At 31.9% G+C, this 13797-nt stretch carries 14 protein-coding genes and 1 riboswitch; of the genes, 12 read left to right on the forward strand and 2 right to left on the reverse strand.

Going from position 1 to position 13797, the window contains the following annotated elements; all coding sequences use genetic code 11:
- Positions 1-34: 34 nt before the first annotated feature.
- A complete protein-coding gene (locus LQ617_RS01570; protein ID WP_239739323.1) occupies positions 35-538 on the reverse strand; it encodes a DUF309 domain-containing protein in 504 nt (167 codons plus the stop codon).
- A 97-nt stretch (positions 539-635) separates the two neighbouring features.
- Between LQ617_RS01570 and LQ617_RS01575 the strand changes: the two genes are divergently transcribed.
- From LQ617_RS01575 to LQ617_RS01615, 9 genes are all read left to right on the forward strand, one after another.
- Entirely contained in the window at positions 636-1370 is a 735-nt protein-coding gene (locus tag LQ617_RS01575; protein WP_037588191.1) for a segregation and condensation protein A, read from the forward strand.
- Positions 1357-1917: an SMC-Scp complex subunit ScpB gene (scpB, locus tag LQ617_RS01580; RefSeq protein WP_037588190.1), complete on the forward strand. Its 561-nt coding sequence runs from the start codon at positions 1357-1359 to the stop codon at positions 1915-1917. Before LQ617_RS01575 ends, scpB begins: the two co-directional genes overlap by 14 nt.
- Complete coding sequence (locus LQ617_RS01585) at positions 1917-2654, forward strand: pseudouridine synthase (protein ID WP_204170176.1); 738 nt, start codon at positions 1917-1919, stop codon at positions 2652-2654. The genes scpB and LQ617_RS01585 overlap by 1 nt, the downstream gene beginning before the upstream one ends.
- 114 nt (positions 2655-2768) lie before the next feature.
- Positions 2769-3305, forward strand: coding sequence for a thiol-disulfide oxidoreductase ResA (gene resA, locus LQ617_RS01590; RefSeq protein ID WP_037588184.1), 537 nt, complete (start codon positions 2769-2771; stop codon positions 3303-3305).
- 13 nt (positions 3306-3318) lie between these two features.
- Positions 3319-4962 (forward strand): cytochrome c biogenesis protein ResB, encoded by a 1644-nt coding sequence (resB, locus tag LQ617_RS01595; protein ID WP_239739325.1) that lies wholly within the window; start codon positions 3319-3321, stop codon positions 4960-4962.
- Entirely contained in the window at positions 4955-6172 is a 1218-nt protein-coding gene (ccsB, locus tag LQ617_RS01600; protein ID WP_037588178.1) for a c-type cytochrome biogenesis protein CcsB, read from the forward strand. The genes resB and ccsB overlap by 8 nt, the downstream gene beginning before the upstream one ends.
- Positions 6173-6199: 27 nt before the next feature.
- A complete protein-coding gene (locus LQ617_RS01605) occupies positions 6200-6907 on the forward strand; it encodes a response regulator transcription factor (protein WP_025907062.1) in 708 nt (235 codons plus the stop codon).
- On the forward strand, positions 6907-8649 hold the full coding sequence (locus LQ617_RS01610) for an ATP-binding protein (protein WP_126477483.1): 1743 nt from the start codon (positions 6907-6909) through the stop codon (positions 8647-8649). The genes LQ617_RS01605 and LQ617_RS01610 overlap by 1 nt, the downstream gene beginning before the upstream one ends.
- A gap of 75 nt (positions 8650-8724) precedes the next feature.
- Positions 8725-8854: riboswitch (FMN riboswitch) on the forward strand.
- A 79-nt stretch (positions 8855-8933) separates the two neighbouring features.
- Complete coding sequence (locus tag LQ617_RS01615) at positions 8934-9482, forward strand: ECF transporter S component (RefSeq protein ID WP_025907065.1); 549 nt, start codon at positions 8934-8936, stop codon at positions 9480-9482.
- A gap of 41 nt (positions 9483-9523) precedes the next feature.
- Here the strand turns inward: LQ617_RS01615 and LQ617_RS01620 are convergent, their stop codons facing one another.
- Positions 9524-9772, reverse strand: a complete 249-nt coding sequence (locus LQ617_RS01620; protein ID WP_016913182.1) for a ferredoxin — start codon at positions 9770-9772, stop codon at positions 9524-9526.
- Positions 9773-9906: 134 nt separating this feature from the next.
- On the opposite strand from LQ617_RS01620, the gene LQ617_RS01625 reads away from it, so the two are divergent.
- The 3 genes from LQ617_RS01625 (at position 9907) to LQ617_RS01635 (ending at position 13773) form a co-directional block, all read left to right on the forward strand.
- Complete coding sequence (locus tag LQ617_RS01625) at positions 9907-10833, forward strand: helix-turn-helix domain-containing protein (RefSeq protein ID WP_239739326.1); 927 nt, start codon at positions 9907-9909, stop codon at positions 10831-10833.
- On the forward strand, positions 10814-12187 hold the full coding sequence (locus LQ617_RS01630) for a RecQ family ATP-dependent DNA helicase (protein ID WP_239739329.1): 1374 nt from the start codon (positions 10814-10816) through the stop codon (positions 12185-12187). Before LQ617_RS01625 ends, LQ617_RS01630 begins: the two co-directional genes overlap by 20 nt.
- A gap of 86 nt (positions 12188-12273) precedes the next feature.
- Positions 12274-13773, forward strand: a complete 1500-nt coding sequence (locus LQ617_RS01635) for a LysM peptidoglycan-binding domain-containing protein (RefSeq protein ID WP_239739331.1) — start codon at positions 12274-12276, stop codon at positions 13771-13773.
- The last annotated feature ends 24 nt before the right edge of the window (positions 13774-13797 follow it).

The raw sequence follows: 13797 nt of genomic DNA on the forward strand, positions 1-13797 counted from the left end.
TTTGCTGTTGCTTGGGGTCTTATTTATTGGTTATTTATTGTCTAGCGTGACGTTGTTTATATGCTGAAATACGACTTTCTATCACTTCAGAACGATCTCTTAGTAGATGATGGTGTTTAATATAATCTGATACATCTGTATTATAGTTAAATTCAAAGTCATCAAATGTACTTTCTAAAGCACGATAGCTTGCATCTGTTAAAGGGAGTTGTATATTTTCATATGGATGACCTTGCTCAATGCGCATGATTTGTGAACGAATTAAAGATTGAAACGATGCTTTTTCAATACCTAAATGGCTAAAGTCATCATTTAATTCTGCAATTTGTAATGCTTTTTTATAAGTTTTTAGAGCGCCTTTCGTATTATCACGTCTATAGTGGTAACACGCTGTAGAGAACAATATTAAACTTACAATTGCATCATGTTTACTAAATTGAGTTTGATCTTTCCAATGATCTTCTAATATATCGTGACATTCAAAATAATGTCTTAAGACATGGAAATGATAGTGAAATGACATTATTTGTGTTTCCATTTAAAATCCCTCTCAGCATAGAATATTTATACGTAATCATGGTATAATAATTTTTAGATTTATGCACGTAAAAGGAATAGAAATGAGGAAGTTTTAAATGTATGAAGTAAAACTTGATGCCTTTGAAGGACCTTTGGATTTATTACTTCATTTAATACAAAAATACGAAATTGATATTTATGATATTCCAATGAAGGAACTAACCGAGCAATACTTAAGTTATATACATCAAATGAAAATATTAGAAATAAATGTAGCGAGTGAATATTTAGTGATGGCATCAGAGTTATTGATGATCAAAAGCAAATTATTACTACCTACACAACCATCAGATATTGATGAATTTGAAGATGATCCAAGGGACGATTTAGTTAGACAATTAATCGAATACCAAAATTATAAAGAATATGCTGAATTATTAAATCATAAAAAACAAGACAGAGAACAAATATTCATCAAAAAGCCAGCAGATTTATCCAAATTTGAAGCCGTTCATGACAAACGTGCACCTTTAGATTTAGATATGACGGATTTAATTATTGCATACCAACGTACTAAACGTAGACAACGATTTAATAAACCACAGAATGTCACAGTTAACGAAGATAGTTATACGATTGAAATGGCAACTGCTTCAATACAAGCACAACTTGCCGAACATAAGAGTTATAAATTTTTCGAGACATTGCCATCTGATTTATCTACAAATGTATTAGTAACGTTGTTCTTGGCAATATTGGAAATGATGAAATTAAGACAAATTGATGTATTTCAACAATATCAATTTGGAGAAATAACTATAAATCGAGGCGTGAATTATGTCAGTGAGTAAATTAGGATTATTAGAAGGATTATTATATTCATTAGGTGATGAAGGCATTGAAGTTAATCAGTTATGTGAGTTATTAGAATTAACGCCATCACAATTAAAAGATTTAGCAAATGAATATGATCGCGAAACATTACAAATTATTTTTTACGGTAATAAATGCATTCTTACAGCAAAGCCAATTATGCATCAATATCTTGAAAAATTAATGATAGATAATATGAATACAAAATTATCACAAGCTGCGTTAGAAACATTATCTATTATTGCATATAATCAACCTGTTACGAGAAGTGATATAGAAGTGATTCGTGGTGTAAATTCAGACGCTTCTGTTAAGACTTTAATTGCGAAAGGTGTCGTTGAATCAAAACATAACGATCAATCTAGAAGCCAATTATTGTATACGACAGATTACTTTCTAAATGTATTTGGACTGACTTCTTTAGACGAATTACCGAAATCAACAAATGAAGAAAATGAACAAGAAGAAATGGATTTGTTTTTTAGTAGCATGAACGAAAAACAAAACAATGAGGAGCAATCATAATGAGTGAAGAATTAGAGAGATTACAAAAAGTTATTGCGAAAAGTGGCTATACGTCACGTAGAAAAGCAGAAAAATTAATCGAAGAAGGGCTTGTATACGTTAATCATAAACAAGTAACAGAACTTGGCACGAAAGTGAAAGATTCTGATTATATCGAAGTAGAAGGTATTCCATTAGAAATGCCGGATAAACTATATATTTTATTCCATAAACCAACGAAAGTAATTACAAGTGTATCTGACGATAAAGGAAGAGCGGTTGTAACGGATTATTTTAAAGATATTAAGACGAGAATTTTCCCAGTTGGTAGATTAGATTATGATACATCAGGTTTATTAATTTTAACGAATGATGGTGAGTTTACAAACTTAATGACACATCCTCGTTATAAAATTCAAAAGAAATATGTAGCAAAATTAAAAGGCTATTTACTAAGAGAAGAAGTTAAACAATTGGAAAAAGGTATACAGTTAGAAGATGGCATGACACAACCTGCAATTGTAAAAGTAAAAAGTCAAGACAGAGAGCGTAATGTAACACATGTAGAAATTACGATTACGGAAGGTAGAAATAGACAGGTTAGAAGAATGTTTAGTCATTTTGGACATGAAGTTGTTAAACTTACGAGAGTAGAATATGGTCCACTTAATTTAAAAGGCTTAAATGCTGGACAGGGCAGAACGTTATCACCTCATGAAATCAAAGTTTTAAGACATTTAGCACAAGATGGTAAATAATCTGTAAACGTTCACAATAATGCCACTAATCTGCTTTTTAGTCATGATATACTAGACAAAACACCATAACATTGCATATGTATGGTTTTTTTATTGTGTTAGGGAGGATTTTAAATGAAGAAAAAACAGAAGACTGTACTCCAAATTGTTATAACTGCAGTGATTTTAATTGCAATTGTATTTACAGTATGGTCCAGTCTTACGAAAGATAAGGATAAAGTAGCGCAAGTTGGAGATGATGCGCCACTTTTTGAACTCCAAACAGTTGATGGGAAAAAGGTTAATTTAAAAGATTTACGTGGGAAAGGTGTTTTAATTAACTTTTGGGGGACTTGGTGTGAACCATGTAAACGCGAAATGCCTGAGTTAGAAAGACAATATCAAAACTACAAAGACAAAGGTGTTGAAGTCGTTGCGATACATGTCAGAAATAATCCTCAACAAATCAAACAATATTTAAGTTCATTAAAAGAAACACCAACATTCACAGTTGCAATGGATAACGATAATTTAGTAACAGATGCATACGGTATCAATCCATTACCAACTACGATAACGGTTGATAAAGATGGTAAAATAAAAACAAAGCATACTGGTGAACTTTCTAAAAAGCAAATCATAGAAGAAATGGAAAAGGTTAAAGTGAAATAGAGGGGGATTTAAAGTGAGCAACAAGCAAATTGTTTGTGAGTGCGGGCATAAGAACCCAGAAGGAACTCAATTATGCTTAAACTGTGGTCGCTTAATAAATGACGACTATGATAAGAAAAAGACAACCGACGTTATGCGTTACGATGGGCAAGCGATACGTTCGAAAACAAAAAACAGAACAATCTTAGATCGCATATGGAATTTCTTCGCTTCAATCAAAACAGGTGTTACTTTACTCGTATTAACGGTTATTGCAGCTTCAATTGGAACAATATTCCCACAAGAATATTTTATTCCAATGAATGTGAATCCAGAACAATATTATTATGAACATTATGGTTCACTAGGCTTACTATATTATAAACTTGGATTCCACAATTTATATAGTTCATGGTGGTTCTTAATTCTGTTAGGTTTAGTAGCGTTCTCTATTATTACATCAAGTATTGATAGAGGGATACCTTTACATAAATCTTTGAAAAATCAAAGAACGAAAAAGCACAGTTCATTCTATAAACGTCAAAGATTAAACTTGCATTCAGATGATAAAGTTAATCTAGATGAAATAAGTCAATCTTTTAAAGAAAAAAGATATAAAGTTAAACAAGATGGGAATCATATCTTACTTGAAAAAGGACGTTTATCAAGATACGGTCCTTATATCAACCATACTGGTTTAATCATACTTTTATTTGGGGCAATGTTAAGATTCTTACCAGGCTTTTACTTAGATGATATGGTCTATGTGAAAGAAGGAGAAACGAAGCCGGTACCGGGTACAGATAGAGGCTATTATATAAAAAATAACGACTTTATATATGAAGAATATGATCAAAAATCTCAATCTAATACAAACCCTGAATCAATTGACCCAAGTTTAAACAAAATTGCTAAGAACTACGAAACAAAAGCTACTTTGTATAAAAACAGTCAAGAAGAAGTAATTGGTTCAGATGCTAATTTAAAAGAAGTCGCTTCTGGTTCAATTAAAGTCAATCATCCATTGAAATATGATCACTTACAATTTTACCAAAGTAGCTTCGACAACTCGTTGTTAAAAGATATGACATTTAACTTAAAAACAAAAGACGGTAAGGCACTCGGGAAACCATTTACAGTTAATTTGGAAAGTCCTAAAAAGACTTATAAAATTACAGATGATTTAACAGTTAAGTTAAGAAGTTATGCGCCAGATTACGAAAAAATAGAAAATGGTGTACTTGCAACTAAATCTCCAAATCCAAATAATCCAGCTTTTGTGTTTGAGGTAACTGATAAAGGTAAACAATCAGAATTTAGTTTCTTAAGAATTAAAGAATCACAAGATATATCTAAAGATAATAAATACGATGTGAAATTTGCTAATGCAACAAATCAATGGGCAACAGTGTTGGCAGTGAAGAAAGACTTAACACTTCCAATATTATTTACTGGTTTCGTTATTTTCTTATTAGGTTTAGCAGTCGGATCATATATTAACCATAGACGTATTTGGATTAATACAGATAACGGTGAGTTTAATATCGCTGCACATACGAATAAGAATTATTATGGTTTCTCTAAAGAGATTAACCAAGTCTTAGATAAACATCATATTTCACATATAGAAGATACTAAACAAAACATTCACGAAAGTAAGGAGGCAAACAATGGATAAAGATATGTTTTTAAATATTAGTAATATCAGTTTATATTCTGCTTTTATTTTGTACTTAGTTGCGATTGTCCCATATTCATTCTCAATCCGTTCACCTAAGAAAAGAGCAGAAAAAGTAGGGGTGACATTAACTGTCATCGGCTTTGTGTTACAAATTCTATACTTTATTACAAGATGGATTGCAGCGGGACATGCACCGGTAAGTAATATGTATGAATTCTTAACGATGTTTGGCATTATGATGGTAGGTGGCTTCCTTGTTATTTACTCTATTTATAAGACACCTATTTTAGCGCTATTCGTATTACCAATTGCGATGTTGTTAATTGCATATGCAAGTATGTTCTCTAGAGATGTTTCGCCATTAATTCCTGCGTTACAATCTAGTTGGTTAGCAATTCACGTTATAACAGTAACAATCTCATATGGTATTTTATCAATCAGCTGTATAGCAGGATTAATTTATTTATTCGCTGCTGTTAGTCCAGAAGAAAAATCGATACATAGTTTCTTTGTAGAAGTCATTATGTATTTCATAGTTATTGTCATTGGATTTATATTAACAACGATCATTATGAAAGATATCGTTGGTTACGATGACACTTATTTCTTTATCGATAAAAACGATAATAACTCTGTTCAACATTATCATCTTCCAGCATTTGTGACACAACAAGATAGTTTACTTGTAGATCATGTTTCTGGTAGCGATTATGAACCAAAAGAAAGAACTGATATCTTAAAATGGAGCAAGATTGAATTACCTGCTGTTATCAACGCTCAAAAACTTAATACAGTTGTTTGGTCAATTGTAGTTGGTACAGTCTTATATGGTATACTAAGATTGATTTTGAAAGGCAAGACTTTGTTTAGTCTTATCAAACCACTTACGAAAAAAGTCAATCTATCCTTGATGGATGAAATAGGATATCGTTCAGTAATCATTGGTTTCCCATTATTTGCACTTGGCGGTATATTATTCGCGAGTATCTGGGCACAAATGGCTTGGAGTAGATATTGGGGCTGGGATCCTAAAGAAGTTTGGGCGCTTATAACATTCTTATATTATGCGATATTCTTACATTTAAGATTAGGTAAAGGTTGGGAAGGCAGAAAATCAGCATGGTTAGCTGTTGGTGGCCTTGCAATCATTCTATTTAATGTTATTGCCGTTAACTTAATAGTAGCTGGTTTACATTCTTATGCTTAAAAAATGCTAGAAGGGAGTCAACGAAGCATGACAGATCGTATTTTAGTAGTAGATGATGAAGATAGAATTCGAAAATTAGTTAAAATGTATCTCGAAAGAGAAGGTTATGAAACTGATGAAGCGGATAATGGCCAAGATGCCTTAGATAAAGCTTTAAACGAAGATTATGACTGCATATTGTTAGACTTAATGTTACCTGAAATAGATGGAATCGAAGTATGTAAGAGAGTAAGAGAAACAAAATCAACACCTATTATTATGTTAACAGCTAAAGGTGAAGAAAATAATCGCGTTGAAGGATTTGAAATTGGGGCAGATGATTATATCGTCAAACCATTTTCGCCTAGAGAAGTTGTCTTACGCGTAAAAGCATTACTAAGACGTACTACGAATCATTCAATGGTTAATCAAACGAATACAGCTAAAGATTTAATTGTATTTGAAAACTTAGTCATTGATAATGACGCACATCGCGTATTAGCAGATCAAAAAGAAGTAAATTTAACACCTAAAGAGTATGAATTATTATTATATTTAGCAAAATCACCTGATAAAGTATTTGATAGAGAACAACTGTTGAAAGAAGTTTGGCACTATGAATTTTATGGTGATTTAAGAACAGTTGATACGCACGTTAAAAGATTGCGTGAAAAGTTAAATAGAGTTTCTGAAGATGCTGCACAAATGATTCATACTGTATGGGGCGTCGGTTATAAATTTGAGGTTCCTGAATAATGAATCGATTAAATAGTGTTGTTGTAAAACTGTGGTTATCTATTATTTTAATAGTAACGACAGTTTTACTTTTATTAAGCGGATTTCTTATAACTTTTTTACAATCTAATAATACATCTACTACAGGTGAAAATTTATATAATAATGCAAGTAAAATAGAACGTTTATTACTGAGTTCACACGAAAAAGAGTCAGCAATCGATTATGCAAGAGCACTTGTTGAAGATCCTGCTGGACTCATTATCGTTAAAAATAGTGAGGATTTGACAGCAAGATCTGAAGACCCGTTAAAAGAAGTCATGCTTAATGAGATCAGAACTAATCATGCATTCGATAAAGTCTTTAATGAAGATAAGCACGTATTAAAAGAAATCAATTTAACTTATAACGGTGAGAAACATCAATATATTTTATTAGGCTATCCTTCACAAGCTTTTCCTGAAGACGATGCAGGTATCTTTTTATTCCAAGATATCAACTCCATTAAAGAAGCTCAAAATGTTGTTACATTGAGTATACTTGTTTCAGCCATTATATTATTAATCGTGAGTACGATCTTTGCCTTCTTCCTTTCAAACAGAATTACGAAACCTTTAATTCAATTGAAACATGCAGCCTTTAAAGTTGCTAAAGGTCATTATACTGAAAAAGTACCGATTTATACGCGTGATGAAATTGGCGAACTCGGTTTAGCATTTAATAAAATGAGTAAAGATATCCGTACAAACATAGATGATGTTAAATCGAAAAATAATATACAAGAAAAACTTATTAATTCGATGATCGATGGTGTGCTAGGTATTAATGACAAGAATGAAATCATTATTTCTAACTCCAAAGCAGATACATTCTTAAAAGAAGTAAGAGAATTTGATCATGTTGATATATCTACACAAAGAAACGACACATTTAAAGAAAAGAATACGCAGTTTTTCGAATACGAATTGGGACATAAATATTATGTCGTTATATCAACGTATATCGATAGCATTCAAAATGATGGTTCATCAGGTATTGTTGTAATCATTCGTGATATGACCGATGAACACCATATGGACCAAATGAAAAAAGACTTTATCGCAAGTGTTTCACACGAATTAAGAACACCAATTTCTATGTTACAAGGTTATACTGAAGCAATTGTTGACGGTATTGTAACTGAGAAGAAAGACGTTGATGATTTCTTATATATTATTTTAGATGAGTCAAAGAGATTAAGTAGATTAATTAATGAATTATTAGAAGTTGCCAAAATGGACGCTGAAGGCATTAAAGTTCATTTAGATGACTTTAACATTTCTACATTAATGAACAAAATTGATACTAAATTCTTACCACAAGCGAGAGAAAATGGATTGAATTTATCCGTTAAACATATTGGGAGTCTTACGAATTGGTATGGTGATAGTGATCGAGTTGAGCAAATTTTAACGAATTTAATCGATAACGCGATAAGATACACACATCAAAATGATACTATTAATGTTGTCTTTGATGATACAAATGAAGAAGACTTTGTTATAACAGTTCAAGATAGTGGCGTAGGTATCGCTAAGGAACATTTAGATCAAATATTTGATCGTTTCTATAAAGTTGACGCTTCTCGCACAAGAGGTAAACACGGAACAGGACTTGGTCTCTTTATCGTTCAAAAAATTATAGATGCACATCATGGTACGATTAAAGTTGATAGTAAAGAGGGTGAAGGCACTCAATTTACAATAACTTTACCAAAAGTTTAAATTGTTGAGTTATATAGATGAAAATACCTGACCAATGTGCTAATATATATTTTGTAATTAAAACTAAATAAAAAAATTCATCTTCGGGGTTTGGTGTAATTCCATACCGGCGGTTAAAGCCCGCGACCCAATATATGTATGTATATTGGCTGACTTAGTGAAATTCTAAGGCCGACAGTTAAAGTCTGGATGGGAGAAGATGGAGGAAAAAATCTAGTCTTGACTAGGTTTATTTTGCGATAATTTTTCCTCCTATTCTTACGAGATGAATAGGAGGAGTTTATATGTCTAACGATAACAAAACAAAACGCTTACTCACTGTAAGTATGCTCATCGCAATCAGCTTTATTTTAATGTTTTTGAAATTTCCATTGCCATTTTTACCACCATATTTAACAATGGATTTCAGTGATATTCCTGTACTTGTCGCAACATTTGCGTTCGGTCCAGTTTCAGGTATATTAGTCGCATTATTTAAAAACGTATTGAATTTCTTAATTGTGTCACACGAACCAATTGGAAATACGGCTAACTTTTTAGCGTCAATATGTCTCGTCATTCCAACTTATTATTTCTATCGCATGAAAAAATCAAAATTATTTATGGGATATGGATTAGCAGTTGGTACAATCTTAATGACAATTCTCATGAGTTTAATGAATTACTTTGTTCTATTACCTTTATACGGACAAATTATGAATCTTGCAGATATCGCAAATAATTTAAAATTAATCGTATCTGCCGGTATTATTCCATTTAATTTAATTAAAGGTATTGTCATTTCTGTCATATACATTTTAATATTTGATAAACTTAAGTCTATTATAAAATAAAGAAAGGCTAGGACCTCACGTCCTAGCCTTTCTCATATATATTATTCGAATTTAAGTGCATCTCCGTCGAATGATTCATCTGCTATTTTAATTGAATCTGTCGGACAGCCTTCGAAAGCATCTTCCATATCTTCTAATAATTCTTCTGGGACAGCTTCGATTCCCTTATTGTCGTCTAGTATTACGTAGGCGATTCCCTCATCATCATAATCGTATATATCAGGGGCAGCTGCTCCACATGCGCCACATGCTATACATGTATCCATATCTACTATTGTGTATTTAGCCAAAATTTTCGCCTCCTTTAAAAAACATGCTACACTTATTATACATACTTATTTTAGTGATAACACTTAGAGATTTCAACATTTTTATGTTATTTGAGGTGACTTATTTGAAACAGATTATACTGAAAACCCTTTCCATGAAGCATGACAACAAAACTGATAAAAGTATTTATAATATTTTAATCGGTAAAAAGACTCATCAAACATATTTTGATGCAACGATTGAACATTTGAAATTGTATTATGGTTGTTTGCCAAATTTGAAATTTGAACAATTCGAACAAATCATTAACGAATCAGTGGAACATATTAATAAACCTATCATAGGCGACTTTTTCTATAGTCAGGCCATTCAATCTGTTAATACAATCTTATTATTAACTCAGATGATAAGTCAAAAAAAGCATAACCATTTAACATATCAACCAATCATCAATGATAAAGAGATACAATTTAAAGCTAAAGAAATTTACGTACACATTAAAGAAGTAGGCGAAGATAAATTTATAGAAGAAATATATCAGCTATTTGAAGATATGAATACATACTTTCAAACAATATATATGCATTATTTATTAGCAGGTTTTCGAGAAACGCCTTATACAATTGAACAAATTTCAATGATTGAAGATATTGGTATAATGGATTTAAGAGAACATTTAGTAGAAGAATATCAATTTATCCAAGTTGCGATACAAAATAAAGAACGTTATCCAATATTATCTCAGATTAAATATCAACCTTTGTTAAACCAACAAACATTCACAACATATGAATTATTAAATCGTACTTATGATATGGATCAACTAGCGAATATTAAACGTGTTAAGACGCATACGATTCATGACCATATTATTGAAATGTATATTAAAGGTTATTTAAAGGATAAGAATTTATACTTTAGTGATGACCAATACGCAAGATTTGTAGAAGTGATTCAACAAACACCTAATCAAAATTTGAAATTTTATTATGAAGCGTTAAATGATTTTACGTATTTCGAAATCAAACTCATGTATGTTTGCTATGCAATGGAGGGATTAAATGCTACAACAAGAACTTAAAAAGTATTTTGGATATGATCATTTTAGAAGTGGACAAGAGGAAACCGTCCAAAATATATTAGACGGACATGATGTGTTAAGTATACTTTCAACTGGCGCTGGAAAAAGTTTATGTTATCAATTGCCAGCATATATAACTGGTGGCAGAGTGCTTATTATTTCTCCACTTATTTCTTTAATGGATGATCAAGTCGTTCAAATGAAATTAAATGGTGAGAAGAATGCTGTCGCAATTCATTCTGCTATCGATCCAAATGAACGGTCAGACATATTTAGAAATTTATCGAACTATCAATTTATATTTTGTAGCCCAGAATTTATATATGAAGAACATAATTTTAAACGCTTTAAATCTATAGGTTTTAAATATATTGTCTTAGATGAAGCACACTGTTTAAGTGAATGGGGATTTGATTTTAGACCGCATTATGCACTGATTTCAAAAGTCACACAATACTTTAAACAAGCACAAGTTATCGCACTGTCAGCAACATTGACAAATAAAATGATGGAAGATATAGAAATCATTACTAAGCGCCATTTTAAAATACATAAAGAAGGACTCAATCGTTCAAATATTATGTATCATCATGTTAATTATGATAGCGAAGAAGAAAAAGATCATTACCTATTAGACACCATAAAAGACTCAGGACCAACCATTATTTATGTGTCATCTAAGAAGAAATGTCATGAATTAGCTGAAATGATTTATAAAGAAGGCTTTTTAACAGGGATTTATCATGGGGATTTAAATTATCAAGAAAGAACAACTGTACAAACTCAGTTTATCAATAACGATATTAAAATCATTGTCGCTACAAGTGCTTTTGGAATGGGTATTAATAAACAAGATGTAAGAACAGTGATTCATTACCATTTACCTACGTCACCTTCTAAATATGTACAAGAAGTTGGCCGAGCAGGACGTGATGGTGAACCCTCTCAAGCAATTAGTTTATTTACAGCAAGTGATATTCATATTTTAAGCCATTTAGCTAATGAGCATGGAATTGATATAGATATGCTTAATTTATTTGAACAAGGGTATCAACTAAATGAGGAGATATCTAAAAATATCCAGTATCTTCTTGAATTATATCCACTTAATCAATTAAAAGAGAAAATTCAAGCTGAGCAGAATCAAAAACAATATGCATTTAGTTTTATGAGAAATTATATTCAAATCGATACATGTAGACGTACGTATTTAATGAATTATTTTAATGAACATGTTACACAAGATAATCATTGTTGTGACAATTGTAAGAATGCAAATTTATTAAAATTACCAAATATAAAAGAAGTCAAATTCAAAACTTCTTATAAAAATAGATTAAATGCAATATTTTAATAGGATTGCTTTACTTGATAAGTTCAACAAGGATATAATAAAGTATAATTCAATATATACAAAAAGATAATGATGAGGTGAGTTTATTGTCTAAAGATAATTTTAAAGACGAATTCGAAAAAAGTCGTCAAAAGATAGAACGACCTGAAGACAAGACACAAGAAGTAGAAAACAACAACGAAGAGGTAAACGATAAAAGTCAGCCAAATCGAAAAGAAACAGACAACAAAAAAGAAGATAAACAACAAAGTAAACAAGAACAACAATATCCACCAAGAGGCGCATTAAGAAGACAACGTAGAAAAGAAGAAGCTAATAAACAGAAAGCAAAAGAAGAACAACATAAACAAGAAACACCTAAAGCTTCAGAAACATCAAACAACGAAGATAAGTCTTCTAAAAAAGCTGGAGCAGCTGACGCTGCAGGTGCAGTTGGTGCCGGAGCAGCAGGTGCAAGTGCAGTTAACGCAAATAAAAACTCTCAAAATAATAAACCAAAACAAAAAAGATCTTTAACAGACAAACCTGAAACTAAGGATCAACAACCTAAAGATCAAAATGATCATAAAAAAGCTGCAGGTGCTGCCGCTGCTACTGGTGCAGGCGCTAGTGCCGCAAGTAATTCTGCAAATCAGAATAATGCTAAAGATCAAAACAAAAAAGACAAGTCAAAAGGTAAAAAAGGTGCAGCAGCCGCTGCCGGAGCTGGTGCAGTTGGTGCTGGTGTAGCAGCATCTGCTTCATCAAATAAAAACAACAAACAAGAATCAAACAGCAAAGATAACAAAGAAAAGCAATCTAAAAACAAAAAAGGTGCAGCCGCAGCAGCGGGTGCCGGAGCTGTTGGCGCTGGCGCAGCAGGAGCTGCAGGAGGCGGATCAGCCGGTGGAGGTACACCACCAAGTAATGGTAGCAGTGGACAAAACGGCGATGATGGCAACTCTAATAAATTCAAGAAAGCACTTGTTCCTATAATAGCTGCAATTCTTATACTTGGTGCACTTGCCTTATTCTTAGGTATGTACTTAAATGGCGCAAATAAAGATAATGGTAAAGAAATTGCTGAAAAAACAGAGCAAACTAATAGTGACGCTAAGAAAAAAGCTGATGAACAAGCTGAAAAAGATAGAGCTAAAAAAGAAGACGAAGATAAAGCGAATGACAAAGCTAAAGAATCAAATGAAGACTCTGACAAAAACAGTGATTCAAATAACGCTTCTGAAAATAGCTCAGACGAAAGTAATTCAGATTCAGACTCAAATGCAAATAGCAATGAAGATAGCCAAAGCAACCAAGATCAAAACAGTGACGATAGCGTAAATCAATATAGTGATAGCTCAAGTAATGAAGATGTACAAAATGCAGCTGATGATGCAGCTAACAACCAAACAAATCAAAATACACAAAGTAATCAAAACCAAAATCAGTCTCAAGAATCACATACTGTAACTGGTAAAGAAAACTTATACCGTATTGCGATTCAATATTATGGTAGTGGATCACCAGAAAATGTAGAAAAAATTAGACAAGCAAATGGTATTTCTGGCAATGAAATATCTCAAGGTCAGAATTTAGTAATACCATAGACATAAACAAAAGGGGATGGCTTT

Source organism: Mammaliicoccus sp. P-M59, assembly GCF_022386135.1.
Lineage (GTDB): Bacteria > Bacillota > Bacilli > Staphylococcales > Staphylococcaceae > Mammaliicoccus > Mammaliicoccus sciuri_A.